Source organism: Methylobacterium sp. J-070 (genome assembly GCF_022829385.1).
Lineage (GTDB): Bacteria > Pseudomonadota > Alphaproteobacteria > Rhizobiales > Beijerinckiaceae > Methylobacterium.
In genome coordinates, this window is sequence record NZ_JAKSXX010000165.1 from 243,753 (window position 1) to 269,743 (window position 25,991).

Sequence of the window (25,991 nt, forward strand, 5' to 3'; positions counted from 1 at the left end):
GAGACCGCTTCGCCGGGGGGGCGCGCTTTCGCGCGCGCTGCCTTTCGGCTATCGCCACACAACCTGATGCGACGACCGATTCCCGGCTGAGCCGGCCCGTCGGCTTCGCCCGACGAAGAGAACGAGGATTCCATGGCCAACACCGCCTCGGCCAAGAAAATGACCCGCAAGATCGCCAAGCGCACGGCGATCAACCGCTCGCGCCGCTCGCGCATGCGCACCTTCGTCCGCAAGGTCGAGGAGGCCATCGCCTCGGGCAACCAGCAGGACGCGCTCACCGCCCTGCGCGTCGCCGAGCCGGAGATGATGCGCGCCGCCCAGCGCGGCATCGTTCACAAGAACAACGCCTCGCGGAAGGTCTCGCGCCTGGCCGCCCGGGTGAAGGCCCTCGCGGCCTGAACCACCCGCACATTCGAGACGGATGCAAGCCCGGCCTTCGCGCCGGGCTTTTTCGTGCGCGCTCTCCGGGTCGGCAGCCCCCGGACGCGGCGCGGGCCGGTGCGAAGCCGTTAACCCTGTTCAAGACTCGCTCACGTTGCAGAGTCCAGGGACGGCGTGTAGCTTAACAGACACTGACACCGACCAAGCAAAACCGCGCGATTTCGGGACTCGGGCGAATCAATTCGATTCGGCAAGACTCTAGCGTCTGTCTTCGGCGCCGGCCGGAACACTTGCGGAGGAGGCTTCACCCCGTCCCCACAAGTCCCACTGTTAAAGGAACTGTAGGTAATTGTTGATAGGCTCTCCCAATCGGCAAAAGTTCCCCATGGAGGGGTTGACTCCATGAGGTGGACTTGGTCCCGCCCATTCATGCGGGACGCTGAGGGCGTAAATCGTGCGTACGCGCGGCCTGCGGGAATCCGTCGGCGGCGTCGGGAGAGCCAGTGATGCGTGTCGACGGAACGGTGGCGAGCGACGACGATGGGAGCCGCGGCGGCGGCAACACGGATTACGGATCCGCCTGGGCGCGCGTGAAGCGGCGGCTCCGCGCGGAACTCGGCGAGGACGTCTTCGCCAGCTGGTTCGCCCGGCTGGAGCTGGACGCCGTGACCGGCGGCACGGCCCGTCTGACGGTCCCGACCCGCTTCCTCAAGAGCTGGATCGAATCGCACTACCTCGATCGCGTGCTCAACACGTTCAAGTCCGAGGTCGCAGAGGTCGCGCGGATCGAGGTCGGCGTGCGCGGCACCGGCGCTCCGGTCAGGCCGGTGGCCGTCGGGGCGTCGAAGGCCAGCCCGGCCAGCGGACCGCTCGCCCGCCTGCACGCCACCGGCACGCCGGTGCCCGTCGCCGCGGTCGCATCGGCTCCGGAGCCGCGCGGCGCCGACGGCGGCGGCGATCTCAGCGGCACGCCCCTCGACGCGCGTCTGACCTTCGCGAGCTTCGTCATCGGGCGCTCCAACGCCCTGGCGCATGCCGCCGCCGAACGGGTCGCCCATCACCAGGGGGAGGGCGCGCTGTACAATCCGCTCTACCTTCACGCCGGCGTCGGCCTGGGCAAGACCCATCTGCTGCACGGCATCGGCCACGCCGCCCGCGAGGCCGGGCGCCGGGTCATCTACCTGACCGCCGACCGGTTCATGTACGGCTTCGTCAACGCCCTGAAGACGCAGTCGGCGCTGGCCTACAAGGAGCGCCTGCGCGGCATCGACCTGCTGATCCTCGACGACGTCCAGTTCATCCAGGGCAAGTCGATCCAGGCCGAGTTCGGCCACACGATCAACGCGCTGATCGATGCCGGCCGCCAGGTCGTCGTCGCCTCGGACCGGCCCCCGACCGAGCTGGAGGCCCTCGAAGAGCGGGTCCGATCGCGCCTCGGCGGCGGCCTCGTGGTCGAGATCACCGCCCTCGACGAGGCGCTGCGCGTCTCCATCCTGTCGGCGCGCCTCGCCGCCGTGCGGGCCTCGCATCCGGGCTTCGATGTCTCGCCGCAGGTGGCGGCCTACGTGGCCCGGGCGATCACCGCCAACGGCCGCGACCTCGAAGGCGCGGTGAACCGGCTGCTGGCGCATGCCACGCTCACCGGCACCGCGGTGACGATGGAGACCGCCGAGAGCGCGATCCGGGACCTCGTGAAGAATCGCGAGCCGAAGCGCATCAAGATCGAGGACATCCAGAAGCTGGTCGCCTCGCGCTACAACGTCTCGCGCTCGGACATCCTGTCGGAGCGGCGCACCGCCGCCGTGGTGAAGCCGCGCCAGATCGCCATGTACCTGTCGAAGGTCCTGACCCTGCGCTCGCTCCCGGAGATCGGCCGCCGCTTCGGTGGACGCGATCACACCACGGTGCTGCACGCCGTCCGCAAGATCGAGAAGCTGATCGGCGAAGATTCGGTGCTCGGCGATGAAGTCGAGCTGCTGAAGCGGATGCTTCAGGACTAGCTGAACGCCGGTCGACGACCGGGCGAGGACTGTTCGGAAGCGGTCCTGTGCATGTCCGCGCAACGCCGACGGCGCGCTTCGATCCCCGGGATCGGTGCGCGTCGCCGGAAAACATTTCCAAACCACCTCCGTTGTCATGCGCCCTCGGTTCGCCCCCACCTTCGGGGCTGGCCGGGGGCGCGCCCGTCGTGGCAGACTGGCGCTGACCGAGACGGCCCTGTAAGGCCGCGTCGCCGACTGGCCCAGACCGACGCCCCGGGGAGTGCTGATGACGGACGCCTTCATCTACGACCACGTTCGCACGCCGCGGGGGCGCGGCAAGGCGGACGGCTCCCTGCACGAGGTCACGGCCCTGCGTCTCGCCGAGACCGCGTTGCGCGCCCTCAAGGACCGCAACGGGCTCGATACCGGATTGGTCGACGACGTGGTTCTGGGCTGCGTCGACCCCGTGGGCGAGGCGGGCGGCGACATCGCCCGGGCGGCGGCCCTGGTGGCGGATTACGGCGCGCAGGTTCCGGGCGTGCAGATCAACCGGTTCTGCGCCTCCGGCCTCGACGCGGTGAACTTCGCCGCAGCGCAGGTCATGAGCGGCCAGCACGAGATGGCGGTGGGCGGCGGCGTCGAATCCATGAGCCGGATCGGGCTCGGGGCCTCGGGCGGCGCCTGGCCGGTGGATCCGGCGATCGCCATCAAGTCCTACTTCATGCCCCAGGGCGTCTCGGCCGACCTGATCGCCACCAAGTACGGCTTCACCCGCGACGATTGCGACGCCTACGCGGTCCGCTCGCAGGCGCGCGCGGCGCAATCCTGGGCCGAGGGACTGTTCGACCGGTCGGTGGTTGCGGTGCGCGACGTGAACGGCATCACGCTGCTGGACCGCGACGAGCACATGCGGCCGGGCACCGACATGCAGTCGCTGGCCGCGCTGAAAGCGTCGTTCGTTCAGATGGGCCAGATGGGCGGCTTCGACGCCGTGGCGACCGACGCCCATCCCGACGTGGAGACGGTGGATCACGTCCACCATGCCGGGAACTCCTCCGGCATCGTCGACGGCGCGGCCGCCGTGCTGATCGGCTCGCGGGCGGCGGGCGCGGCGGCCGGCCTGCGTCCCCGTGCCCGGATCCGGGCCTTCGCCAATATCGGCTCGGACCCGGCCCTGATGCTGACCGGCCCGGTCGACGTCACCCGCAAGGTGCTGGCGAAGGCCGGGATGAGCCTGTCGGACATCGACGTGTTCGAGGTCAACGAGGCCTTCGCCGCGGTGGTCCTGCGCTTCTGCCAGGCCTTCGACCTCGATCCCGAGGCGGTCAACGTCAACGGTGGCGCCATCGCCCTGGGCCATCCGCTGGGCGCCACGGGTGCGATGATCCTCGGCACGGCGCTCGACGAACTGGAGCGGACCGGCAAGGAGCGGGCGCTGGTCACGCTGTGCATCGGCGCCGGCATGGGCACCGCCACGATCATCGAGCGGATCTGAGGTCGGCCCGGGGCGGCGACCCGCCGCTCCCCAAAGGGCCGGAACGCTGATAGAGGCGCGGTCTACGATCGGCCCGCGACCGGGCCGGACGAAAAAACCACGGGAGACAAGCCCTTGAACCGCCTGATCGCGACGCTCTGCCTCGGCGTCACACTGAGCCTGCCGCTCGCCGCCCGCGCCGACGAGGCGGCGGACCGCGTCGCCGCCGCCACGACCCTCGTCAACAAGACCCTGATCAAGAACCTTCAGACGGGCTTCAACGTCGCCCTGGAGAAGACCGTCGCGCCGATGCCGGAGGCCCGCGCCGAGTCTGTGCGCAAGGAACTCCTGGCCGAGTTCGAGAAGCAGCGCGGCATCATGGTGGAGGGGTTGTCGAAGGATTACGCCGAGAAGTTCAGCCTCGCCGAACTGAAGCATCTCGACGAGATCTACTCCGATCCGACCTACCTCAAGTTCCAGACGATGAATGCCGACCCGAACTCGTCGGTGACGGCGATCTCGCAGAACTCGGTGACCAAGCTGCTCAACATGCTCGCCGTGGCCTCGGCGACCGACAACACGCCGCAGCCGGGCACGCCGCCGATGCCGCCCGCCGCGGCGCCGGCGCCGGCCCCGAAGTAGCCGATGCGCGCCGCGCGCGACCGCCTGGCCTCAGGCCGCGCGCGCGGCCGCCACGGGCGCGAACCCGGCCACCGGGGGCAGCGCCTCCAGCAGCGGTTTGGCGAAGTGGTAGCCCTGCACCAGGGTGATCCCGAGGGCGCGGAGGGCTTCGAGCTCCGCGGCGGTCTCGACGCCCTCGGCGAGCACCGTCACGCCCAGGGCGCCCGCGATCGCGACGACACCCGACACGATCGCGTGGCGCCCGGCATCGGTGTCGAGGCCGCGCAGCAGATCCATGTCGACCTTGATCAGGTCGGGGCGGAAATTGGCGAGCAGGCTCAGGCCCGCGAAGCCGGCGCCGAAATCGTCGAGGGCGGTCAGGAACCCCTGCTGCCGGTAAGCGGCCACGATGCGCTTGACGTGCTCGGTATCGCGAAACCGCTCCTGCTCGGTGAACTCGAACATGATGCGCCGGTGCGCGAAGTCGACGCGCCGCGCCGCCTCGAGCGACGCGCGGATGCAGGCATTCGGCTCGTAGACGGCGTTCGGCATGAAGTTGATCGACAGGCGCGTGGCGCTGTCGCGGGGGAACAGCCGTCCGGCGAGTTCGATCGCCTTGACGCGGGCGGCCTGATCGAACTGGTAGCGCGTCTCGTCGGTCACGCGATCGAGGATCGTGTAGGCCGGCTCGCCGTTCGGGCCGCGCACCAGCGCCTCGTAGGCCCAGACGGAATCGTCCGCCAGATCGAGGATCGGCTGGAAGGCCATCGTGAATTCGAAATCGAGGGCGGTGCCGGCGCGGCAGGCGCGACAGCCAGTATCCTTCGTCATGTCCGGCTTCCGTCGGTACCCCCCGGCATACGGACCGTGCACGAAGGCGCTCTACACAACCTTAACGTGATCGCCTCGGTATCTCGCCGACGCTTTCCTGGGAGGACGGCCCCGTGACGCTGACCGATTTCCGCTTCGAGACCGATCCCGAGGGCATCGCCCTGGCGACCTGGGATATGCCGGGCCGCTCGATGAACGTGATCACCGAGGGGGTGATGGACCAGCTCGAGCAAATCATCGAGCAGGTCGCCTCCGATCCGGCCATCAAGGGCTGCGTCATCGCCACCGGCAAGGACAACTTCTCCGGCGGGGCGGACCTCACGATGCTGCAGGGCCTCGGCCGGGCCTACGAGCAGCTCAAGGCCGAGCAGGGCGAGGAGGTGGCCATGCGCCACTTCTTCGAGGCGTCCCGGCGCCTGTCGCTGCTGTTCCGGCGGCTCGAGACCTGCGGCAAGCCCTTCGCGGCGGCGATCCAGGGCCTGTGCCTGGGCGGTGCCTTCGAGCTGGCGCTGGCGTGCCATCACCGGGTCGCGTCCGACGACGGGAAGACGCGGGTCGGCCTGCCGGAGATCAAGGTCGGCCTGTTCCCGGGTGGCGGCGGCACGCAGCGGGTCGCCCGGCTGATGCAGACCGGCGACGCCCTCCAGATGCTGTTCAAGGGCGAGCAGATCCGCGCGCCCATGGCCAAGGGCATGGGGCTGGTCCACGCGGTGGCGCCGCAGGGCGAGATCGTCGAGCGCGCCAAGGCCTGGATCCGCGAGGGCGGCTCGGCGGTGGCGCCGTGGGACGTGCCGAAGTTCAAGGCGCCCTCCGGCAAGGTCTACTCGCCGGCCGGCATGATGATCTGGCCCCCGGCCAACGCGATCTACCGGCGCGAGACCCACGACAATTACCCGGCCGCGAAGGCGATCCTGGCCTCGGTGTACGAGGGTCTGCAGCTGCCGATGGACCTCGCCCTGCGGGTCGAGAGCCGGTACTTCGCGCATATCCTGCGCTCCACCGAGGCGGCGGCGATGATCCGCACGCTGTTCATCTCCATGGGCGAGCTGAACAAGGGCGCGCGCCGCCCGAAGGGCGTGCCCGCCACCAGCCTGCGGAAGGTCGGCGTGATCGGCGCCGGCTTCATGGGCGCGGGGGTGGCCTACGTGACCGCGCAGGCCGCCATCGAGGTGGTGCTCGTCGACCAGTCGGTCGAGGCCGCCGAGAAGGGCAAGTCCTATGCCCACTCGCTCATCACCGGCCAGATCAACAAGGGCCGCGCCAAGACGGCGGACCGGGACGCGCTGCTCGGCCGCATCACCACCACGGCCGACTACGGCGCGCTCGCCGACTGCGACCTCGTGATCGAGGCCGTCTTCGAGGATCCGAAGGTGAAGGCCGAGGTGATCCGGAAGGTCGAGGCGGTGATCCGTCCCGACGCGATCTTCGCGTCCAACACCTCCACCCTGCCGATCACCGGCCTGGCCATGAGCGCGCAGCGACCGGCCCAGTTCGTCGGCATCCACTTCTTCTCGCCGGTGGAGAAGATGATGCTGGTCGAGATCATCAAGGGCGAGGCCACCGGGGACGCGGCGCTCGCCACAGCCCTCGACTATGTGCGCCTGATCAGGAAGACCCCGATCGTCGTGAACGACGCCCGCGGCTTCTTCGCCAACCGCTGCGTCGGCGCCTACATCCTCGAAGGGCACAAGATGCTTGCCGAGGGCGTGCCGCCGGCGATGATCGAGAGCGCCGGCCGTCAGGCGGGCATGCCGGTCGGGCCGCTCTCGCTCAACGACGAGGTCGCCCTCGACCTCGTGCTCAAGATCGCCAAGGCCACGGAGGCCCAGGTGGGGCAGGGCGCCGTCGATCCCGCGCAGAAGACGATCCTGTCCGAGATGGTGGAGAACCAGGGCCGGCTCGGCCGCAAGAACCGCAAGGGGTTCTACGACTACCCGGAGGGCGCGCCGAAGCGCCTCTGGCCCGGCCTGAAGGCCCTGCAGCAGAACCGCCTCGATCCCGACGCCGTCGACTTCACCGAACTGAAGCAGCGGCTCCTGGTGGTGCAGGCCCTGGAGGCCGCCCGAACGGTGGGCGAGGGCGTGGTCACGGATCCGCGCGAGGCCGATGTCGGTTCGATCCTCGGGTTCGGCTTCGCGCCGTTCACCGGGGGCGCGCTGTCCTACATCGACTTCATGGGCGCCGCGGCCTTCGTCGATCTCGCGCGCCGGCTGGAGGCCAAGCACGGCCCGCGGTTCCGGGTCCCCGACAACCTGGCGGCCATGGCCGAGCGCGGCGGCACGTTCTACGCGGACGCCGAGAAGCGCGCCGCCTGAGGTCAGCCGGCCGGACGCCCGCCAGCGGCGTCCGGCAGCTGCGCCAGCTCCTCCAGAAGCACAGCCCGCGCGCAGGCGCCGAAGGCCCGCATCAGGCGGCCGCGGGCGTGGTCGGGCGGGAACAGCAGCGCGAAGTGCACCGGCAGGGCCGGGGCGAAGGGCCGGATCGCGATCGGCGAGACCTTCGCCTCCTCGTGGGCGGCGAGCGGGTTCATCAGGCTGACCCCGAGGCCGGCCGAGACCAGGGTGCAGATCGAGGCCCCGAGCCCCGCCTCGGCGGTGATCGTCAAGGCGATCCCGGCCGCCTCGAAGACGGACTCGGTCCGGCCGCGCAGGGCGCTTCCGAGCGAGGCGGCGACGAACGGCACGTCGCGGAAATCCTCCGGCGCGAGTGCGACGCGTGCGGTGAGCGGATGGTCCTGCGGCAGCACCGCCACGCAGGCGCGGGTCTCCACGTGCTCGCGTCGCGCATCCGGGACGTCGCCGTAGAGCATCGTCAGCGCGGCGTCGCAGAAGCCGGTGGCGACCCAGTGGTTCACCGTCCCGTCGTCGCCCGCGTGGATCGCCACGATCACGTCCGGGTGCGCGGCGCGGAAGCGCACCACCGCCCGGGCGAGGAGGCCGCCCGCCAGCCGGGGCATCGCGGCGACCCGCAGGCGCTCGGCCCCGAAGGCGCGGATGCGCGCCGCCGCCGCCTCCAGGCTGGTGAGACCCACGAAGGCCCGCTCGACCTCGGCATGGAAGCGGGTCCCGTCGAGGGAAGGCACGACCCGGCTGCCGCTGCGGTCGAACAGCGGCAGGCCGGTGATCGCCTCCAGCTGGCCGATGAGCCGGCTCACCTGCGGCTGCGAGGTGTGGAGCTGCCGGCTCGCACCGGTCATGGAGCCCGTGGCCATCACCGCGCGGAAGGCTTCGATGTGCCGGAAGGTCATGCGCCGCTCGGCCATATCGGATCCGTATGCTCGGCTGGTGAATCGGCATTGGACGCCGGCGCGCGACCCCGCCAACAATCAGGCGGCAGAGCTTGTGGCCCCGGCGCCGGTCGCGTGCGCCGGGGGGCCTGGCATAACCAGGGGGTTTGGACCGTGTCGAGGACGCTTTCGCTTCTGCTGGCCTCCCTGTGCTGGGCGGCCCTCGCCGCGCCGTCCGCCGCGGAGGGGCGCCTCGACAAGATCCGCGCCAGCGGCCAGATCAGCCTCGGCTTCCTCGACGCGTCGCCGCCCTTCGGCTTCCTCGATCACGACGCCAAGCCGGTGGGCTATTCCCTGGAGATATGCGAGCACGTCGCGCAGAAGCTCAAGACGGCGCTGGGTCTGCCCAGGCTCGACATCCGCCACGTGCCGGTGATGTCGGCGACCCGGATCCCGTTGATCAACAACGGCACGATCGACCTCGAATGCGGCACCGCCAGCAACCTGCCGGAGCGGCACAAGCTGGTCTCGTTCGCGCCGACGACCTTCGTGGCGCAGGTGGTGCTGGTGGCCAAGCGGGACACGCCGGTGGACGTGGAGGACATCGCGTCGTTCCGCGGAAAGGCCATCTCGGCGCAGGCGGGCGGCGAGACCCAGCGCGTCGCCACCCGGGTCAACGTCCGCGACAAGCTCGACATCCAGGTGATGCCCGCCAAGGACACCGCGGAGGTGTTCCTGCTGGTCGAGACCGGCCGCGCCGCCGGGGCGATCAACGACGACGCCCTCGCCCATGCCACGGTGGCGGGCGCCAAGCGGCCGGCGGATTACAAGATCGGCACCAAGGGCCTGGAATTCGCGCCCTACGGCATCCTGGAGCCGAAGGACGACCCGGCCTTCAAGGCGGCCGTCGACAGGGCGGTCATCGAGCTGATCCAGGACGGCACCGTGGCACGCCTCTACACCCGGTATTTCGAGCGCCCGATCCCTCCCAAGGGCATCAACCTCGACCTGCCGATGAGCGACGTGCTGAAGCGCGCCCTGGCCAATCCGACCGATTCCGGCGACGAATCGGCCTACCGATAGGTCGAGCCGGCGAGTTCGAGATGCGAAGCGACCTGACTCCCGCGGCCGGAGCGGCGGCCGTCGACCTGCGCAGCGACACGGTCACCCGGCCCACCGAGGCCATGTACGCGCGGATGCGGACGGCGCCGCTCGGCGACGACGGGCTCGACGCCGACCCGACGGCCCGGGACCTGGAGGAGACCGCGGCGGCGACCCTCGGCAAGGCCGCCGGGCTGTTCGTTCCGAGCTGCACGATGGGCAACCTTCTGGCGATCCTCACCCAGGTCCAGCGCAGCGAGCAGGTCCTGCTCGAAGCCCAGGCCCACATGATCAACACCGAGCGGGGCGCCGCCACCCTGACGGGGGCCTTCCTGCTCGGCATCCCGGGCGTCGACGGCGCCATGGACCTCGACCGGCTGTCGGACGCCCTGCACCCGTCCGCAAGCCCGCTCCGGACGGCCATGATCGCGCTGGAGACCTCCCACAACGCCGCCGGCGGAACGGTCCTGCCGGTCGCCCACATGGCGGCCGTGGCCGACCTCGCCCACGCGCGCGGGATCCCGGTCCATTGCGACGGCGCCCGCCTGTTCAACGCCGCGACGCATCTCGGCGTCGCGCCCGCCGACCTCGCGGCGCATGTCGACACGGTGTCCCTGTGCCTGTCGAAGGGTCTCAGCGCCCCGGTGGGCGCGGTGCTGGCCGGGCCGCGTCCGGTCATCGCGGCGGCGCGGCGCCTGCGCAAGATGATCGGCGGGACCCAGCGCCAGGTCGGCATCGTGGCGGCGGCGGGTCTCGAGGCGATCACCGTCATGGGGGCCCGGCTCGGCGAGGATCACGACCGGGCCCGGCAGCTCAGCGACGGGCTCAACGCGCTCGGCCCGCGCCTGTCGGCGAGCGTGCCGCAGACCAACATCGTGCAGGTCGATCTCGGCCGGACCGGGCGCAGCAGCACCCGCTGGGTGGACGATCTCGACGCGGCCGGCATCCGCACGCGACCGCTGGGCGACAGGCGGCTGCGCTTGGTCACGCACCGGCACATCGCCGGAGCCGACGTCGAGCGCGCCGTGGCGGCGTTCCGCACCTGCCTCGACGCGGACTGACCCGTCTCAGGCCGCGCCGGCGACCCGGGCCTTCACGCCGAGCATCCGTGCGAGGAGCGCGACCTCGGAGGCGTTGTCCGACATCAGGTCGGTGATGTCGCCGACCTCCAGCGCCTTCACGTGGCGGCAGCGCAGGCCGTAGCGGCCGGCCGTGCAGGTGCACCGCAGCTGCGGGCCGCCCGGCTGCTCCTCCAGCACCACGCTGTACCGGTTGCCGGTGGATCCGCGCATGGTGAAGCGCAGGGCGGCGGGCGCCTGGGCGAAGGCCGCCATCGCCCGCCCGCTGATCGCCCCCTGCGGGCGGCGGGGCAGGGCCGGGCCGCCCACCGCCCGGGTGATCGGCAGGCCGATCTCGGCCGCGAGAGCGGGCACGTCCCGCGCTCCCCGCTCGCGCATCGCGGCGAGCGCGATCTCCGCACAGGCAAAGGCGTCCTCGCCGGCGTCGTGGTGCTCGAAGCGGATGCCGAGACGCCGGGCAACCTTGCCGAGCCCGCAGCCCTCGGGCGCCGGAAACACCCGGCGCGCCACCTGCACCGTGCAGAGATACGCGAGATCCGGCACCGGCAGGCCGGCCCGCGCCAGGCCGGCGCGCAGGACGCCGATGTCGAAGCTGGCGTTGTGGGCCAGGATCAGCCCGCGCCGCAGATCCTCCAGGTAGGGCGCCATCACGGTACCGAAGTCCGGCTCGTCAGCGACGTTCGCCGGCAGGATGCCGTGCACCCGGATGTTGCCGGGCGAGAAGCGCATCTCGGGCGGGCGGATCAGGTGGCTCTCCCGGCGGACGACGCGGCCGTCCGCGATCCAGGCCAGACCCACCGCGCAGGCGCTGTCGCGCCGCTCGTTGGCCGTCTCGAAGTCGAGGGCCAGGACCGTCATCGCGGATCAACCGTGCCGGAGGGGAGTTCTCGGGGCGTTCTCCCGCACGTCTAGGCCGCTTCGAATCGGGCTTCAACCCGGCGTCACCATCCCGAGCCAATCGTCCTCCGACACGACCCGGACGCCGTGCTTCTGGGCGTCCTTCAGCTTCGAGCCCGCTCCGGGGCCCGCCACCACCAGATCGGTCTTGGCCGAGACCGAGCCGGAGACCTTCGCGCCGAGGCGCTCGGCCACCGCCTTGGCCTCGTTGCGGGTCATCTTCTCCAGGGTGCCGGTGAAGACGACCGTCTTGCCCGCGAAGGTCGAGGTCGCCGCCGGCCGTTCCATCGGCTCGACCGTGACCGCGTCGAGCAGGGCCGAGACCGCGTCCGCGTTGTGCGGCTCGGAGAAGAACAGGATCAGCGCGTCGGTGGCCACCGGGCCGATCTCGCCGTCGTCGGCGAAGAGGCGGTAGGCATCCCCGGGGCGCTGTGCCGCGGCCCGGGCGAGGGCGGCCCGCACGGCGTCGGCGTCGCCGTAATGCCGGAGGAGATTGTCCCGCTGCGGCGCACTCAGGCGGGCGCGTGGCTGATCGGACGGCGCCTCGCCGTCGTCGGGAAAGCCGAGATCGAGGAGCCGGTCCCGGGTGGTCCCCCCGACCCGCGGCACGGCGGTGAGCTCGACCCAGTCGGGCCCCGGGGGCACGGCGGCGGCCTCCCGGATCGCCGCGATGAGCGTCGGCATGTCGGAAAACCGTTTGGCCAGCGCCTTGGCGGTCGCCTCGCCGATCTGCGGGATGCCCAGCGCGAAGAGCAGGCGGTTCATCGGCACCCGGCGACGGTCCTCGACGCCGGCGAGCAGATTCTTGATCGCCTTGTCGTCCTCCTCGCCCTTCTTCTTGGCGGCCTTCTTGGGCGGCTCGGCCGCCCCGGATTCGGCCCGCCGCTCGGCCGACAGCGCCTCGCGTCGCGCCACGATGGCGGCCTTCAGCCTGTCGAAGTCGAGCCGGAACAGGTCGGCGGGCTGGCGCACGAGGCCGGCCTCGAACAGGACCTCGATGTAGGTCTCGCCGAACCCCTCGATGTCGAAGCCGTTGCGCGACACGAAGTGCTTCAGCCGCTCGACGCCCTGCGCCGGGCAGATCAGGCCGCCGGTGCAGCGCCGTATGGCGTCGGGGCGTCCGGTGCGCGGGTTGACGGCGCGGACCGCGCGGCTGCCGCAGGCCGGGCAGGTCTCCGGGAAGGCGTAGGGCCGCGAGTCCGCCGGCCGCTTCGCGAGGTCGACGTCCATCACCTTGGGGATCACGTCCCCGGCCCGGACCACCGTCACGGTGTCGCCGATCCGGATGTCGCGCCCGTCGCGGATCGGTTCGCCGTCGGCGCCGACGCCCTTCACGTAGCCCTCGTTGTGGAGCGTGGCGTTGGAGACGACCACGCCGCCGACCGTCACGGGCTTCAGCTTCGCCAGCGGGTTCAGCGAGCCGGTGCGGCCGACATTGATCACGATGTCCTCGACGATCGTGACGGCTTCCTGCGCGGCGAATTTGTGGGCGAGCGCCCAGCGCGGCGAGCGTGAGACGAAGCCGAGCCGCTTCTGCAGGCCGAGGTCGTCGACCTTGTAGACGACGCCGTCGATGTCGTAGCCGAGCCCGGCCCGGTCCGCCTCGATCCGGCGGTAATGGGCGAGCATCGCCGCCGTGTCGGTGAAGGTCTCGGTGCGCGGATTCACCGGCAGGCCCCAGGACGCGAACCGCTCGAGCGCCCCGGACTGCGTCTCGGCGATGGGCGCCGACAGCTCGCCCCAGGCATAGGCGAAGAACCGGAGCGGCCGGGACGCGGTGATCCCGGGATCGAGCTGACGCAGGCTGCCGGCCGCGGCATTGCGGGGATTGGCGAAGAGCGGCTTCCCCGCCGCCTCCTGGCGGGCGTTGATGGCGGCGAAATCGGCGTGCGACAGGTAGACCTCGCCGCGCACCTCACAGATCTCCGGCCAGCCCGAACCGCCGAGCGTCTCGGGAATGTCCGTCACGGTGCGGGCATTGGCGGTGACATTCTCGCCGACCTCGCCGTCGCCGCGGGTCGCCGCGGTGTCGAGCCGGCCGTCCACGTAGCGCAGCGACAGCGACAGGCCGTCGATCTTGGGCTCGGCTGTGAAGGCCAGGGGCGTTTCGTCGGGCCAGCCGAGGAATCGGCGCACGCGGGCCACGAACTCGGCCACCTCCGCGTCCTCGAAGGCGTTGCCGAGCGAGAGCATCGGCACGGCGTGGCGCACCTTCGCGAACTTCTCCGACGGCTTGGCGCCGACGGAGGTGCTGGCGCTCCCGGTCCCGGCAAGGTCGGGGAAGCTTGCCTCGATGTCTTCCAGACGCCGGCGGAGACGGTCGTATTCCGCGTCCGAGATCTCGGGCGAATCCTCCTGATAGTAGAGCCGGTCGGCGTCCAGGATCGCCTCGGACAGGCGCGCATGCTCGGTGCGCGCCTCCGCGGCGGTGAGGTCGAGACCGGACGGGTTGGATTGCGCGGCAGCCATGGCGCGGTTCTAGCGCATCGGCGGCCGTCAGGGAGTCGGCCGGAGCCCGGCATCCCCGGTTCCGTCGACCCGGGCGCCGAGCAGATCGTCGCGACCCGCCATCCGGAAGGCCGCCAGGAACACGGCGGCGACGAGGCCCGCGACGGCGTGCAGCGGCAGCACGGGCGCGAGCCAGCCCGCGAAGGCCGTGCCGGCGACCGACCCGAGATTCATCGCCGCCATGTAGACCTCGAACTGCGTGGCCGCCCCGGCGCGGCCGCGGCTGGCCAGGAGGAGCGCCGGCATCAGCGCGACGATCAGCAGCCCCGGCAGCACGGTGGTGAGCGCCAGGATCACCGGGGCCGCCGGTCCGGACAGGCCGAGGCCGATCATGGCGCCGGCCGCGACGAAGGTCCCGGCGCTCGCGATCAGGAGGGCGCGCAGCGGCCGTACCGGCCCGGCCCGGTCCGACCAGTGACCGATCGCCAGCGCACCGGCGGTGCCGCTCGCCAGGGCGAGGATGGCCTGGAGTCGCGAGAGGTCCGCCGGGTCCCAGCCCTGGTGCTGGAGCAGATCGACCGAGAACGGCAGCTCGAAGAGACCCAGGGCGCCGTCGAGGGCGAAGCACAGGGCGAGGAGCCTCAGGGCCCTGGGACGCCGAAGGGCCGCAATCAGCCGCAGCAGGAAGCGCCGGAGCGGCGGCCGCCGCGGCGGCGGGCCGCGCCGGGCGAGCGCGACGAGCGCGTCCGCCGGCGCTTCGCGGACGAGCAGCATCGGCAGGCTCGCCAGGATGGCGGCGGCGAGCAGCCAGCGGGCGCTCACCGCGACACTGGAGACCGACAGCAGCCAGCCGAAGATCGCGGCGCTGAGGCTGGTGCCGGCCACGAACCCGGCCCGGGTACAGGCGCTCACCCGGCCGAGCTCCGTCGCCGGGACGTGGTCCATGATCATGCGGTCGCAGGCGGTGTCCAGCAGCACGGCGAACAGACTGTGCGCCAGGAAGATCAGCCCCAGCGCGCCGACCCGGCCGGCATCGACGAGGGGCAGGAGCGCCAGGGTCGCGTGACAGCCGAGGATCGCCGCGACCGCGAAGGGCCGGCGCCGTCCCATCCGGAAATCGCCGGCCCGGTCGACGAGCGGTCCCCACAGGACCGGCTGCAGCGTCCAGGGGAGGCCCGCGAGCGCGAAGTCGACCCCGATCTCGGCCGCCGAGCGCCCCTGCACCGCCAGATGATTGGCCAGGGCGGTCAGCGAGAACCCGGCGATGAGGCCCTGATAGAGATAGGTCGCGAAGAAGACGCCGTAGCGGGCGCGGCGGCCGGCGAGGGTCGGCAGGACCCAGCCGGCGCCGGACACGCCCGTCGCAACCGGATGGCTCATCCCCGCCGGCCCTTGCCCGGCCGGATCGGGGCGGCGATGCTCCTCATGCTGTCTTCACCGGATCCCCGCGCGTGCCGCTCCCATCCATCGACGTTAGCCCGCGACCCCGCCTGCGGCGAGGCGGCGCGTGAGCGCGGCCGAGGTCTGGCACGTCGACCTCGCGTTGGATCCGGCCCGGCTCGACCTCTGCCGGACGGTCCTCGACGGGCCCGAATCCGACCGTGCCGATCGGTTCCTGCGGGCCGAGGATCGGGCGCGCTACGTGGCGAGCCACGCCGCCCTCCGGCTGATCATCGCCACCGCGCTGGATCTCGATCCCGCCGAGGTCCGCGTGGCTCCCGGGCCCGGGGGCAAGCCGGAACTTGCCGGCGCGGATCGCGGCCGCCTCGCCTTCAACCTGTCGCATTCCGGAGACCGGGCCATGGTCGGCCTGACACCGGGGGTCGCCGTCGGCGTCGATATCGAGGCCCGCCGGCCGATGCCGGATGCCGACCGGATCGCGCGGACGCATTTCGCCCCCGACGAGGCCGACGCCCTGGCGGCGTTGCCGCCGGACGCGGTCGGGTCCGCGTTCTTCGGCCTGTGGACCCGGAAGGAAGCCGTGGTGAAGGCGCTCGGGACGGGGTTGTCGCTGCCGCTCGACCGCTTCAGCGTCACGGTGCCCCCAGCGCCGCCGCGTCTCCTGCGCCTGGAGCGGGGGGGTGCCTGGACCCTGGTGACGGTGGATCCCGGCCCGGGCTATGCGGCGACGGTCGCGGTCCGATCGGACGCCGTGCCGATCACCTGCCATGTGCTTCCGGCCGATTGGCCGGACCGACTCCTCTGAAAGCGGCAAACCGCGCTTGCGGCCCGGGAAAGGCGCAGCTATAAGCCCGCTCGCCGGCCTTCAGCGGACACGCGGGGCCGTCTTCGGAGTGTAGCGCAGTCTGGTAGCGCACCACGTTCGGGACGTGGGGGTCGCAGGTTCAAATCCTGCCACTCCGACCAGTCTTTCCCGAGACTCGTTCGAGCCCCTCCGCATGACCGGCTGACGTCGGCGGAACGTTGACGGCCGGCTCGAACACACCCGATCAACGCTCCACCTCGTGCATACGCCCTGCGCCGCAGAATCCGCCTTCGATGATTTGAAGCCGGCGCGAGCACCCAAGGGCCGATCGGACACGCTGACAAGCCAGCTAGACCCGCGCCCCATTTCTGGGATATGATCGCCGCGAGGCTGACGACCGGTTCGTAATAACGTTTCAGGACCCGGGGGCGGTACCCGGCGCCTCCACCAGAAGCATCCTGCCCCGAGACCGCTCGGGGGCGAGGCGAGCACCCGGGATTCCGGGCCGCGCGCTGCCGGGGTGCTTCTGCTGGGGGCGAAACAGGTTCGACTGGACGGTAAAGGGATCGCGAGTTCTGTCCTGCTTCGGCAGGGTAAGATGCGGCTTTCGGTAAGGACTCGACCGGTTCGGCGCGGGCAACCCTCGTTCCGAGCACCTGACCAAAACTCTAAATGCCAACGACAACGTCGGCATGGAGATGCGCCTCGCGGCGTAATCTTCCGGGGCGTGGGCACGCCTAGCAACAGAACCCGGGGCTTCGGCCTCGGGGCCCGCCTTTTTCAAAACTTCCGATCCCGTGCCCGGTCGAAGACTTCGGCACGCTGTTGAGGCGCGCGGAGCGCGGCAATCCGGCGGCCGCGACGCCCGTCGGCGCCACGTGGCCCTGGCTCCGGTCGCATTGCCGGGGATGACGGAGCGGGGCGCATCAACCGATGCGGTCAGACGGAAACCGAATGGGGCGACGACGGGGCGAACGCTCGGGAGGCCAGCGCGGCGCGGATCCGGATGCCTCCGCTTTGAACCGGCCTGTCCGCGATGCGAGGGTGGTCGGGACCCGCCGGTCCTGCATGGTCCGCGCGTTCCGCGATCGATCCGAACATGGCCTCGCCAGCGTCCAGCCTTCACCATAGCGCCTCCGCCGCAGCCTGGGCCGGCTTCGCGCGCAGCTTCGTCGTCTGCGCCGTTCTCGCGGGCGTGGTCGCGCTGATCTTCGTCGCGGCCATCGATCCCTATGGATTGCGCGCCGCCCCCGGGCGGCCGCCGGGCCCGATCATGGATGCCAACCAGCGGCTCTCCTACCCGCAGATCGCCCGCGGCGGCGCGTTCGATTCCGCGGTGTTCGGCACATCCACCGCGCGGCTCCTGGATCCCGACGCCCTGGACGCCGCCTTCGGAGGCCGGTTCGCCAACCTGTCGGTGAACGCCGCAACCCCCGACGAGCAGATCCGGCTCGCCGGGTTGTTCCTGGCACGCCGCCCGGTGCGGGCCGTCCTGTTCGGCCTGGACGCCACGTGGTGCGCCGCCGATCCGCCGTCACGGACCGCGAACGCGTTCCCCGACTGGCTCTACGCGGACGGCACGCCCTGGGGCTCGCTGCGGCAGATGAACCTCCGCACCGTCACGGTCGCGTTTCAGGCCGGACTCGCGCGGATGGGGCTGGCGCGGCCCCGGATCCGGCGGGACGGCTATGCCGTCTTCACCCCGCCCGAAGACCGCTACGACCCGGAGCGCGCCCGGGCTCACATCCGTTTCGGCGCGGCCGATCCGTCAGCGCCGGCCGAGGCGCCGGACGCCCCCATGCCGGCCCTCGCCCGGCTGGACCGCCTCCTCGGCAGCCTGCCCCCGGACGTCCTGAAGATCCTCGTCTTCATGCCGGTGCACGCATCGGCACAGGGCGCGCCGGGCACGGCGGCGGGGCTGCGCGAGGCGGCCTGCAAGGCACGCGTCGCCGCCCTCGGCGCGGGCAACCGGGCGCTGGCGGTGGATTTCCGGCGGCCGTCGCCGCTCACCAGCCGCGACGCGAACTACTGGGATGCGCTGCACTACCGGCTGCCCGTGGCGGCCCGCATCGTGGCGGACCTGAAGGCGGCCCTCGATACGGGCGCCGACGGTCCGGACGGCGACTACCGCGTGCTCGCGCATCCCTGAGCCGAGTTCAGGCGACGGCGCGCTCCGCCCGTGCCCAGCCCTCCCGGGTGGCGTCGCAATACGCGGCGAACCGGCCATCCCGAATCGCCGCGCGCGCCCCGGCCATCAGGTCCTGATAATAGGCGAGGTTGTTCCAGGTGAGGAGCATCATGCCCAGGATCTCGTTCGATCGAACGAGGTGGTGCAGGTAGGCGCGGGAATAGTCCCGGGTCGCCGGACAGGTCGAGTCCGCGTCGAGCGGCGCGGTATCCTCGGCGTGGCGCGCGTTGCGCAGGTTGACCCGGCCGTGGCGCGTGTAGGCGAGGCCGTGGCGGCCGGCCCGGGTGGGCATGACGCAGTCGAACATGTCGATGCCGCGGGCAACCGCGCCCAGGATGTCGTCCGGGGTGCCGACACCCATCAGGTAGCGCGGCTTCGCCCGGGGCAGGTGCGGCTCCACGGTCTCGATCATCGCGAACATCACGGCTTGCGGCTCGCCCACCGCGAGCCCGCCGACCGCGTAGCCCTTCAGGTCGAGGTCGGTCAGCGCGCGGGCGCTCTCGACACGCAGGGCCGGGACGTCGCCGCCCTGCACGATCCCGAACAGGGCCCGGCCCGGCTGCTCACCGAAGGCCACCCGGCAGCGTTCGGCCCAGCGCAGCGACAGATGCATGGCCTTCTCGATCGCCGCGGGCTCGGCCGGCAGGCGCACGCACTCGTCGAGCTGCATCTGGATATCCGAGCCGAGCAGCCCCTGGATCTCGATGGAGCGCTCCGGACTCATGTGATGCGCGGTGCCGTCGATATGCGAGCGGAAGGTCACGCCCTGCTCGTCGATCTTCCGCAGGGCGGAGAGCGACATGACCTGGAAGCCGCCGGAATCCGTCAGGATCGGCCGGTCCCAGTTCATGAAGCGGTGCAGCCCGCCGAGCCGTGCCATGCGCTCGGGCCCGGGCCGCAGCATCAGATGGTAGGTGTTGCCGAGGACCACGTCGGCGCCCAGGTCGCGCACCTGCCCCGGGTACATCGCCTTGACGGTCGCCGCCGTGCCCACCGGCATGAAAGCCGGCGTTCGGATCGTGCCGCGGGGGGTCGCGATCTCGCCGGTCCGGGCCGCGCCGTCCTGCGCCAGCAGGGTGAAGCCGAAGGGCATAGGGTCGCTCATGCCGGGGTCGCGCTCGCCGCATCCGCGCCTCGGCCGGGGAAGAGCAGGCTGGCGTCGCCGTAGGAGTAGAACCGATAGCCGGTCTCGACCGCATGCGCGTAGGCCGCCCGCATGGTCGCCAGGCCCGAGAACGCCGAGACCAGCATGAACAGGGTCGAGCGCGGCAGGTGGAAATTCGTGACCAGGGCGTCGACCGCGCGGAACCGGTAGCCCGGCGTGATGAAGATCTCGGTGGCGCCCGAGAAGGCCGAGAGCGTGCCGTCGGGGGCCGCGGCGCTCTCGAGGAGGCGCAGGGCGGTGGTGCCCACGGCCACGATCCGGCCGCCGGCGGCCCGGACCGCGTTGAGCGCGGCCGCCGTCGGGGCGTCGAGGTGGCCGATCTCCGCGTGCATCCGGTGGGCGTCCGTGTCGTCCGCCTTGACCGGCAGGAAGGTGCCGGCGCCGACATGCAGAGTCACGTGGTGACACCGGAGGCCGGCCGCGTCGAGGTCTGCCAGAAGCGCATCGGAGAAGTGGAGGCCGGCCGTCGGCGCCGCGACCGCGCCGGGCTTCGTGGCGTAGACGGTCTGATAGTCGGTCGCGTCGCGGGCATCGGTGGCGCGCTTGCCGGCGATGTAGGGAGGCAGCGGCACGGCCCCGACGGCCGCCACCGCGGCATCGAGTTCGGCGCCCGCCCGGTCGAAGCCGAGGATGACCTCGCCGGCCTCGGCCTTCTCGATCACCGTGGCGGTCAATTCGCCGAAGCGCAGCGTGTCGCCGGCGGCGAGCCGCTTGGCCGGACGCGCGAAGGCGCGCCAGCGCGCCGCGGACTCGCGCAGATGCAGCATCACCTCGGTGCGCTGGCCGGGCGCGCCCGGGCGGGTGCGCACGCCGTTGAGCCGGGCGGGTATCACCCGCGTGTCGTTGAAGACCAGCGCATCGCCGGCGCGCAGGAGGCCGGGCAGGTCGCGCACGGTCCGGTCGGCGACCGGCGCCCCCGGACGCACCACGAGCATCCGCCCGGCATCGCGCGGCTCGGCCGGGCGCAGGGCGATGCTGGCCTCCGGCAGCTCGAAATCGAACAGGTCCACACGCATCGCCGGCTGCCTGCACCGAACCGCCCGCGGATTCAACCGCGGAACCCTCCGGGACCGCATCCGTTTCCTGCCTCGCCGACGCGGAGAGACGCTCAGCCGATGCCCTGGTACGCCGTGCCCCCCCGAGATGCCGCCGATCCCCGCTGGCCCCTGCCCGGGACGGCAGAGATCGTACTCAAGGCCGACGATCCGGACGACGCCCGGACAAAGTTCTCGGCGGCGTATCCGAGCCAGCCCTACGGCAGCCCCGTGACGCCGGTCCGCGATGCGGGCGGCGGCAGCTTCCAGGGCGATCCGGACGCTCTGGTCGTGGCCGAGACGGGCGAACCGCCCGCACCGCGCGGGTGACGCCGATGGCCCCGGTCGGAGGTCCCGGACGGATCACCCTGGACGGCCAGCTCCAGAGTTACTGGGAACGCGAAGCCGTGCGGCTCGAAACCCTCGCCGCGGCGGCGAGCGCGGCGTGGCAGCGCCGCCGCCTCCTCCGGAAGGCCGAGGCGGCGCGCGCCAAGGCCGAGCGCAGCCGGCAGCGGGAGGCGGCCAGGGCACGCCCACCGGCGACGCCGGAGACTTAGCCGGGGCTAAGAGGTTTTCGGCACCGTCGAACCTTTGCCGTGGCCTTGGCCGCGGACGATCCCGTATGGGGCCGTCGACCCTCGATCGGCGCACGTCATGGACCGCACCCAGAAAGCCGCCCTGCTGAGCGCGGGCATCGGTCTCGCCGTCACGGCCCTGAAGTTCTACGCCGCGTGGCTCACCGGCAGCCTCGCCCTGTATTCCGACGCGCTCGAGAGCATCATCAACGTCGTCGCGGCGGTCGGGGCCTTCGTGGCCCTGCGCGTTGCGGCACGCCCGGCCGATGAGGAGCATCCCTACGGGCACCACAAGGCCGAGTTCTTCTCCGCCGTCATCGAGGGCGCGCTGATCGTCGTGGCCGCGGTGATGATCCTGCGGGACGCCTATTTCGGCCTTCTCGCTCCGAAGGTTCTGGATGCGCCGGTGCTCGGGCTGGCCATCAACTTCGGGGCCGGGGTCATCAACGCCGTGTGGGCCTGGGCGCTGATGCGATGGGGACGGCGGTGGCGGTCGCCGGCGCTGATCGCCGATGCCCGGCACGTCTTCGCGGACGTCGTCACCTCCTGCGGCGTCCTCGTCGGTGTCGTCGCCGTCCTGGTGACGGGCTATCCCGTGCTCGACCCGGCGGTGGCGGGCCTGGTGGCGCTGCACATCCTCTGGTCGGGGTCACAGATGGTCCGCGAGTCGGTCGACGGCCTCATGGATCGCGCCGCCTCGCCCGAACTCGTGGGCGAGATCCGTATCCTCATCTCGAAGCATGGGGAGGGAGCGCTGGAAGCGCACGACGTTCGGACGCGCTCGGCCGGACAGGCGACCTTCATCGATTTCCATCTGGTGGTCCCTGGCGCCATGACGGTCGAGGATTCGCACGCCATCTGCGACCGGCTGGAGAGCGCGCTGGAGACGACGATTCCCGGAGCGGTCGTGACGATCCACGTCGAGCCCGGCGCGGAGGCGAAGGCCCGGGGATTGCCCGTGCTGTAGCCGGCCGGTCAGCTCCAGGCGTGGAGCGGCGGGGTCACGCCGTTCAGGGCGTGGTTGCCGACGATCGCGTATTTCCAGCGGACCGGATCATGCAGCGTGTGCGTACGGGCGTTCCGCCAGTGGCGATCCAGGTTCTCCGCCGCCAGGGTCGAGCGGGTGCCCGACAGCTCGAACAGCGTGTTCGCCGCCGCCAGTGCCGCCTCGGTGGTGAGCACCTTCGCCTCGGCCACCGCGAGCTGCGCGGCCGCGACGGTCTCGGCATCCGGCTGCGCCACCGCCGCGTCGAGGGCAAGCCCGGCCCGGTCGAGCAGCGCCTCGGCGGCGTGCTGGCGGATGGTCAGGTCGCCGATCGCCCGGATCGTGTGGGGATCGTCCGACGCCCGCTCCAGCCCGCTGTCGATCCACGGGCGGGCCTTCTCGCGGACGAAGCGGATCGTGTCGTCGAGGGCCTCGCGGCCGATCCCGGCATCGATGGCCGCCTGGATGATCTGGAACACCGCGCCGTCGGCGGTGGGCGCCGCGTAGCCCTTCCAGGCGGGGACCAGATGGGTCTTGGGCACCCGCACGTTCGCGATCAGCACGGTCCCGCTCGCCGTGCCGCGCTGGCCGAAGCTCGACCAATCGTCGATCACCGTCAGGCCGGGGGCGTCCCGCTCGGCGATGGCGTACCAGGCACGCCCGTCGGCATCGAGCGCGACGATCGGCACGAGATGGGCGAGGAGGGCGCCCGTGGCGTAGAATTTCTGGCCCCGCACCACGACGCGATCGCCGTGATCGGTGAAGCGCGTGTCGAAATCGGCCGCCCGCTTGGTACCGCGCTCCGAGAAGGCGTTGCCGAACCGTGTACCGCGCAGCGCCTCTCCGAAGAGCAGGTGCTTCTGCGCGTCGTCCGAGACGGTGCGGATGGCGGCCAGGATGCCGAGGTGGTTCTGGGCGATCTGCGCGATGGCCGGATCGGCGGCCGCCAGGAGGGCGATCACCTGGGCGAGGGTCCGGTACGAGACCTCGGGGCCGCCATAGGCCCGCGGCACGTTGATCGACCAGAGGCCGCTCTGGGAGAAGGCATCGAGTTCCGCCAGCGGCCGCACGGCGTGGCGGTCCCGCTCCGAGGCGCCGGCCCGGAATTCGATGGCCAGCCGGTGGGCGACGGCCAGCGCCTCGGTATCGTCACCGATCACATGGGCAGGGGCGGGCGGCCGCGCGGGGCCGGGGGCGCCCTGGCGGCGCTCCGGTTCGAGCGTGCGCGCATCGACGGCGAGGTTCATGGCTTACTCCAGTCAGGCGGGATCTCGGCCGGCCGGCGACGCTCAGGCCGCCTCGGCGCGTCGGTCGCGGGCGGCCTCGAGGGCACGGACCCGCGGGATGACGTGGGCGCCGAAATACGCGACGTCCTCCTGGAAATGCAGGAAGGCCAGCAGGGCGAGGTCGGCGCCGGCATCCTTCAGCGCCAGGATCCGCTCTGCGATCTGGTCGGGCGTGCCGATCAGGTTGGTCTTGAAACCGTCGTTGTACTGAACGAGATCCTCGAAGCTCGACTTCGCCCAGTTGCCTTCCCCTTCCGGCGACGCCTTGCCGGCATTCTTCACCTCGTGGCCGAAGGCCTTCACGGCCTCGGGATCGGCGTTGTCGATGATCTCCTGGAGGACGGCGCGCGCCTCCTCCTCGGTGTCGCGGGCGATCACGAAGACGTTCACGCCGATCTTCGGATGGTTGCCGGTCTCGGCCGACTTGGCGCGGATGTCGGCCACCTGGGCGCGGATCGTCTCCGGCGTGCCGCCATTGGTGAAGTACCAATCGGAGACGCGGGTCGCCATGTCGCGCGCCGCCCGGGACGAGCCGCCCTGGAAGATCTCGGGCAGGGGCTGGGCGGGCTTCGGCTTCAACGTGTAGTCGCTGTAGCGATAAAAGTCGCCGCGGAAGGTGAAATTGTCCTGCGTCCAGATCCCGCGGAGGCTGCGGATGAATTCCTCCGACCGGCGGTAACGCTCGTCATGGTCGAGCCAGGGCTCGCCGATCGCCCGGAACTCGCCCGAGAACCAGCCCGAGACGATGTTGACCGCGATCCGGCCCTCGGTGAGCTGCGAGATCGTGGCGATCTGCTTGGCGGCGAGGGTCGGATGCCACGGTCCGGGCAACAGCGCGGCGATCACCTTGAGCTTGGTCGTCGCGGCCAAGAGAGCGTGGCTGAAGGCGACCGATTCGTGCTGGTACTCGGCGCCGTAGCCGGCGGTGAAGCGGATCTGCGTCAGGGCGTAGTCGAAGCCCGCCTCCTCGGCGATCTGGGCCAGCTTCCGATTGTACTCGGCGTCCCAGCCCGTCCGCTGCGGGATCTTGCTGATCACCAGCCCGCCGGAGACGTTGGGCACCCAGTAGGCGAAGCGGATCGGTTCGACCTGCGAACCGTCGATGATGTGGCTGGTCATGCGGCGCATCCTCGCGTGCGCGGCGCCGATGCGCCGCATCGTCAGCGGATGATCGCCGCGCGCTGAAGACGACAGGCGGGACGCGGACGATCGCTCAAGAACACGGAAAGTATTCCGAGACCAAGCGCGCCGGTCAAAGGAATGCGATGCTTTTTTGAAGTCGCGCCGCGCGACTCTCTTCCACGAAGACGGAACGGAGATGCGGCTTTGTGCTACGCGCCGCCTGACGCGCCCGACTCATGCAGGCGCCGCCAGGCGAACGCCGAGAAGACGCCGACCAGGCAGGCGGCGAGGCCGAACCAGGTGAACGCGTATTGCAAATGGTTGTTGGGCAGATCGACCCGCAGCTGGCCGCCGCGCGGCCACGTGGTCTGGCCCGGCACGGCGTCGGCCTCGATCAGGTAGGGCGCCACCTCCGAGAGGCCGCGGGCCGCGGCGATGCCGGCCACGTCGCGGTTGAACCACTCGCCCCGGGCGGGGTCCGGCTCCGGGACGAACAGCCCCCGGGCTTCGCTGGCGCGGAGGATGCCGGTGACCGTCGTCGGCCCCTCGATGAGGCCGTCCCGGCGGTCGTCCTGTGCCTTCAGTTCGGTCGGTACGAAGCCGCGGTTCACCAGCACCGTGCCGCCGTCCGAGCGCGCGAGCGGCGTCAGGACGTAGTAGCCCTGCAGCGCCCGGCCCGGGGTCTCGCCGGCGGCGAGCCCGTGCACGAGGGTCTCGCGATCGTTGAGGAAGACCCCGGCGATGCGGACGTGGCGGAACTCGTCCCGGGCCGGATCCCAGGCCCCCGGGGCCGGGGGCGCCACCGGCTCGGCGCGGCTCTGGCGCAGGATCCGGGCGATCAGATCCTCCTTCCAGGTCCTGCGCTCGAGCTGCCAGGTCCCGAGGCTCAGGAGAATGGCCAGCGCGATCAGCGACGCCAAACCCGGAGCGAGCAGATCGCGCCACGCGGCCCGCGTGTATCCGGTCGCCGTCACCGCTTGAAGCGCCCTTCCTCGGCCTTGTTGCTGTACTGGAGGGCGATCAGCATCCCCTTGAGAGGACGAACCATGATCAGGCTGAGACCGACCGACAGCGTCGTGGCCACGAGGGCGTGGACCCAGATCGGCGGCTCGTAGGTGATCTCCATCCAGAGGGCGAGGCCGACCACGATCAGGCCGACGATCGACATCACGAAGAAGGCCGGCCCGTCGGCCGAGTCGAAATTCCCGTAGTCCAGTCCGCAGACCTCGCAGCTCGGCCGCAGGGTCAGGAAGCCCTTGAACAGGTGGCCCTCGCCGCAGCGCGGGCATCGGCCGCGCAGACCCGTGGGGATCGGCGGTGGCGGCGAATAGGTGCGTTGGTCCACGGGGACACTCCAGACCGACTTGGGAGAGCGCGTTCGGGCCGCGCC

General features: G+C 71.3%; 23 protein-coding genes, 1 tRNA gene and 1 other RNA gene. 14 read left to right on the plus strand and 11 right to left on the minus strand.

The annotated features are described in order from the left end of the window. Window positions 1–132 precede the first annotated feature (132 nt). From rpsT to MKL01_RS17145, 4 genes are all read left to right on the plus strand, one after another. Window positions 133–399 carry a 30S ribosomal protein S20 gene (gene rpsT, locus MKL01_RS17130; protein WP_243906402.1) on the plus strand — a complete coding sequence of 89 codons (267 nt, stop codon included), beginning with the start codon at window positions 133–135 and terminating at the stop codon, window positions 397–399. Between the two features lie 488 nt (window positions 400–887). After that, window positions 888–2,381: a chromosomal replication initiator protein DnaA gene (gene dnaA / locus MKL01_RS17135; protein WP_243906403.1), complete on the plus strand. Its 1,494-nt coding sequence runs from the start codon at window positions 888–890 to the stop codon at window positions 2,379–2,381. Window positions 2,382–2,649: 268 nt separating this feature from the next. Beyond that, a complete protein-coding gene (locus tag MKL01_RS17140; protein WP_243906404.1) occupies window positions 2,650–3,858 on the plus strand; it encodes an acetyl-CoA C-acetyltransferase in 1,209 nt (402 codons plus the stop codon). 114 nt (window positions 3,859–3,972) lie between these two features. Then, on the plus strand, window positions 3,973–4,479 hold the full coding sequence (locus MKL01_RS17145) for a hypothetical protein (protein WP_243906405.1): 507 nt from the start codon (window positions 3,973–3,975) through the stop codon (window positions 4,477–4,479). A 30-nt stretch (window positions 4,480–4,509) separates the two neighbouring features. Here MKL01_RS17145 and MKL01_RS17150 read toward each other — a convergent pair whose 3' ends face one another. Continuing rightward, on the minus strand, window positions 4,510–5,289 hold the full coding sequence (locus MKL01_RS17150) for an EAL domain-containing protein (RefSeq protein WP_243906406.1): 780 nt from the start codon (window positions 5,287–5,289) through the stop codon (window positions 4,510–4,512). A 113-nt stretch (window positions 5,290–5,402) separates the two neighbouring features. On the opposite strand from MKL01_RS17150, the gene MKL01_RS17155 reads away from it, so the two are divergent. Beyond that, window positions 5,403–7,604, plus strand: a complete 2,202-nt coding sequence (locus MKL01_RS17155; RefSeq protein ID WP_243906407.1) for a 3-hydroxyacyl-CoA dehydrogenase NAD-binding domain-containing protein — start codon at window positions 5,403–5,405, stop codon at window positions 7,602–7,604. Between the two features lie 2 nt (window positions 7,605–7,606). On the opposite strand, the gene MKL01_RS17160 is transcribed toward MKL01_RS17155, so the two are convergent. Next, window positions 7,607–8,551 (minus strand): LysR substrate-binding domain-containing protein, encoded by a 945-nt coding sequence (locus MKL01_RS17160; RefSeq protein ID WP_243906408.1) that lies wholly within the window; start codon window positions 8,549–8,551, stop codon window positions 7,607–7,609. Window positions 8,552–8,689: 138 nt separating this feature from the next. Between MKL01_RS17160 and MKL01_RS17165 the strand changes: the two genes are divergently transcribed. Next, on the plus strand, window positions 8,690–9,598 hold the full coding sequence (locus MKL01_RS17165; protein WP_243906409.1) for an amino acid ABC transporter substrate-binding protein: 909 nt from the start codon (window positions 8,690–8,692) through the stop codon (window positions 9,596–9,598). A gap of 20 nt (window positions 9,599–9,618) precedes the next feature. After that, the gene (locus MKL01_RS17170; RefSeq protein ID WP_243906410.1) at window positions 9,619–10,677 is read left to right on the plus strand and encodes a threonine aldolase family protein; all 1,059 of its coding nucleotides are present in this window, start codon (window positions 9,619–9,621) and stop codon (window positions 10,675–10,677) included. A 6-nt stretch (window positions 10,678–10,683) separates the two neighbouring features. Here MKL01_RS17170 and MKL01_RS17175 read toward each other — a convergent pair whose 3' ends face one another. From MKL01_RS17175 to MKL01_RS17185, 3 genes are all read right to left on the minus strand, one after another. Next, window positions 10,684–11,553, minus strand: coding sequence for a 3'-5' exonuclease (locus MKL01_RS17175; RefSeq protein ID WP_243906411.1), 870 nt, complete (start codon window positions 11,551–11,553; stop codon window positions 10,684–10,686). 72 nt (window positions 11,554–11,625) lie between these two features. Next, window positions 11,626–14,061, minus strand: a complete 2,436-nt coding sequence (ligA, locus tag MKL01_RS17180) for an NAD-dependent DNA ligase LigA (protein WP_243906412.1) — start codon at window positions 14,059–14,061, stop codon at window positions 11,626–11,628. A gap of 27 nt (window positions 14,062–14,088) precedes the next feature. After that, a complete protein-coding gene (locus MKL01_RS17185; RefSeq protein ID WP_243906413.1) occupies window positions 14,089–15,420 on the minus strand; it encodes an MFS transporter in 1,332 nt (443 codons plus the stop codon). Window positions 15,421–15,547: 127 nt separating this feature from the next. Here MKL01_RS17185 and MKL01_RS17190 point away from each other — a divergent pair, with 127 nt between their 5' ends. From MKL01_RS17190 to MKL01_RS17205, 4 genes are all read left to right on the plus strand, one after another. Then, window positions 15,548–16,246, plus strand: a complete 699-nt coding sequence (locus MKL01_RS17190; protein WP_243906414.1) for a 4'-phosphopantetheinyl transferase family protein — start codon at window positions 15,548–15,550, stop codon at window positions 16,244–16,246. An 84-nt stretch (window positions 16,247–16,330) separates the two neighbouring features. Beyond that, window positions 16,331–16,407 (plus strand) — tRNA-Pro (locus MKL01_RS17195). Window positions 16,408–16,627: 220 nt separating this feature from the next. Then, window positions 16,628–16,995: a transfer-messenger RNA gene (gene ssrA, locus MKL01_RS17200) on the plus strand. A 350-nt stretch (window positions 16,996–17,345) separates the two neighbouring features. After that, on the plus strand, window positions 17,346–18,395 hold the full coding sequence (locus MKL01_RS17205; RefSeq protein WP_243906415.1) for a hypothetical protein: 1,050 nt from the start codon (window positions 17,346–17,348) through the stop codon (window positions 18,393–18,395). A 7-nt stretch (window positions 18,396–18,402) separates the two neighbouring features. On the opposite strand, the gene tgt is transcribed toward MKL01_RS17205, so the two are convergent. Both tgt and queA read right to left on the minus strand, forming a co-directional pair. Beyond that, window positions 18,403–19,539, minus strand: a complete 1,137-nt coding sequence (gene tgt, locus MKL01_RS17210; RefSeq protein WP_243906416.1) for a tRNA guanosine(34) transglycosylase Tgt — start codon at window positions 19,537–19,539, stop codon at window positions 18,403–18,405. Further along, window positions 19,536–20,615 (minus strand): tRNA preQ1(34) S-adenosylmethionine ribosyltransferase-isomerase QueA, encoded by a 1,080-nt coding sequence (queA, locus tag MKL01_RS17215; RefSeq protein WP_243906417.1) that lies wholly within the window; start codon window positions 20,613–20,615, stop codon window positions 19,536–19,538. Before queA ends, tgt begins: the two co-directional genes overlap by 4 nt. Before the next feature lie 99 nt (window positions 20,616–20,714). On the opposite strand from queA, the gene MKL01_RS17220 reads away from it, so the two are divergent. From MKL01_RS17220 to MKL01_RS17230, 3 genes are all read left to right on the plus strand, one after another. After that, window positions 20,715–20,963 (plus strand): hypothetical protein, encoded by a 249-nt coding sequence (locus tag MKL01_RS17220; RefSeq protein ID WP_243906418.1) that lies wholly within the window; start codon window positions 20,715–20,717, stop codon window positions 20,961–20,963. A gap of 5 nt (window positions 20,964–20,968) precedes the next feature. Continuing rightward, window positions 20,969–21,190 carry a hypothetical protein gene (locus MKL01_RS17225; protein WP_243906419.1) on the plus strand — a complete coding sequence of 74 codons (222 nt, stop codon included), beginning with the start codon at window positions 20,969–20,971 and terminating at the stop codon, window positions 21,188–21,190. A gap of 97 nt (window positions 21,191–21,287) precedes the next feature. After that, window positions 21,288–22,175 (plus strand): cation diffusion facilitator family transporter, encoded by an 888-nt coding sequence (locus MKL01_RS17230; RefSeq protein ID WP_243906420.1) that lies wholly within the window; start codon window positions 21,288–21,290, stop codon window positions 22,173–22,175. 8 nt (window positions 22,176–22,183) lie between these two features. Here the strand turns inward: MKL01_RS17230 and MKL01_RS17235 are convergent, their stop codons facing one another. The 4 genes from MKL01_RS17235 to MKL01_RS17250 form a co-directional block, all read right to left on the minus strand. Then, window positions 22,184–23,440, minus strand: coding sequence for an SfnB family sulfur acquisition oxidoreductase (locus tag MKL01_RS17235; protein ID WP_243906421.1), 1,257 nt, complete (start codon window positions 23,438–23,440; stop codon window positions 22,184–22,186). A gap of 42 nt (window positions 23,441–23,482) precedes the next feature. Next, window positions 23,483–24,598: a dimethylsulfone monooxygenase SfnG gene (gene sfnG, locus MKL01_RS17240; RefSeq protein ID WP_243906422.1), complete on the minus strand. Its 1,116-nt coding sequence runs from the start codon at window positions 24,596–24,598 to the stop codon at window positions 23,483–23,485. Between the two features lie 212 nt (window positions 24,599–24,810). Further along, the gene (locus tag MKL01_RS17245) at window positions 24,811–25,575 is read right to left on the minus strand and encodes an SURF1 family protein (RefSeq protein WP_243906423.1); all 765 of its coding nucleotides are present in this window, start codon (window positions 25,573–25,575) and stop codon (window positions 24,811–24,813) included. Next, window positions 25,572–25,946, minus strand: coding sequence for a DUF983 domain-containing protein (locus MKL01_RS17250; protein ID WP_243906424.1), 375 nt, complete (start codon window positions 25,944–25,946; stop codon window positions 25,572–25,574). Before MKL01_RS17250 ends, MKL01_RS17245 begins: the two co-directional genes overlap by 4 nt. Between the last annotated feature and the right edge of the window lie 45 nt (window positions 25,947–25,991).

What these genes read in the sequence shown, in the direction of transcription:
- MKL01_RS17160 (WP_243906408.1), bottom strand. Translation starts at nt 8,551, where the DNA reads ATGGCCGAGCGGCGCATGACCTTCCGGCACATCGAAGCCTTCCGCGCG.
- MKL01_RS17235 (WP_243906421.1), bottom strand. Translation starts at nt 23,440, where the DNA reads ATGAACCTCGCCGTCGATGCGCGCACGCTCGAACCGGAGCGCCGCCAG.
- sfnG (WP_243906422.1), bottom strand. Translation starts at nt 24,598, where the DNA reads ATGACCAGCCACATCATCGACGGTTCGCAGGTCGAACCGATCCGCTTC.
- MKL01_RS17220 (WP_243906418.1), top strand. Translation starts at nt 20,715, where the DNA reads ATGCCCTGGTACGCCGTGCCCCCCCGAGATGCCGCCGATCCCCGCTGG.
- MKL01_RS17225 (WP_243906419.1), top strand. Translation starts at nt 20,969, where the DNA reads ATGGCCCCGGTCGGAGGTCCCGGACGGATCACCCTGGACGGCCAGCTC.
- MKL01_RS17205 (WP_243906415.1), top strand. Translation starts at nt 17,346, where the DNA reads ATGGCCTCGCCAGCGTCCAGCCTTCACCATAGCGCCTCCGCCGCAGCC.
- queA (WP_243906417.1), bottom strand. Translation starts at nt 20,615, where the DNA reads ATGCGTGTGGACCTGTTCGATTTCGAGCTGCCGGAGGCCAGCATCGCC.
- MKL01_RS17170 (WP_243906410.1), top strand. Translation starts at nt 9,619, where the DNA reads ATGCGAAGCGACCTGACTCCCGCGGCCGGAGCGGCGGCCGTCGACCTG.
- MKL01_RS17140 (WP_243906404.1), top strand. Translation starts at nt 2,650, where the DNA reads ATGACGGACGCCTTCATCTACGACCACGTTCGCACGCCGCGGGGGCGC.
- MKL01_RS17150 (WP_243906406.1), bottom strand. Translation starts at nt 5,289, where the DNA reads ATGACGAAGGATACTGGCTGTCGCGCCTGCCGCGCCGGCACCGCCCTC.
- ligA (WP_243906412.1), bottom strand. Translation starts at nt 14,061, where the DNA reads ATGGCTGCCGCGCAATCCAACCCGTCCGGTCTCGACCTCACCGCCGCG.
- tgt (WP_243906416.1), bottom strand. Translation starts at nt 19,539, where the DNA reads ATGAGCGACCCTATGCCCTTCGGCTTCACCCTGCTGGCGCAGGACGGC.
- rpsT (WP_243906402.1), top strand. Translation starts at nt 133, where the DNA reads ATGGCCAACACCGCCTCGGCCAAGAAAATGACCCGCAAGATCGCCAAG.
- MKL01_RS17175 (WP_243906411.1), bottom strand. Translation starts at nt 11,553, where the DNA reads ATGACGGTCCTGGCCCTCGACTTCGAGACGGCCAACGAGCGGCGCGAC.
- dnaA (WP_243906403.1), top strand. Translation starts at nt 888, where the DNA reads ATGCGTGTCGACGGAACGGTGGCGAGCGACGACGATGGGAGCCGCGGC.
- MKL01_RS17185 (WP_243906413.1), bottom strand. Translation starts at nt 15,420, where the DNA reads ATGAGCCATCCGGTTGCGACGGGCGTGTCCGGCGCCGGCTGGGTCCTG.
- MKL01_RS17230 (WP_243906420.1), top strand. Translation starts at nt 21,288, where the DNA reads ATGGACCGCACCCAGAAAGCCGCCCTGCTGAGCGCGGGCATCGGTCTC.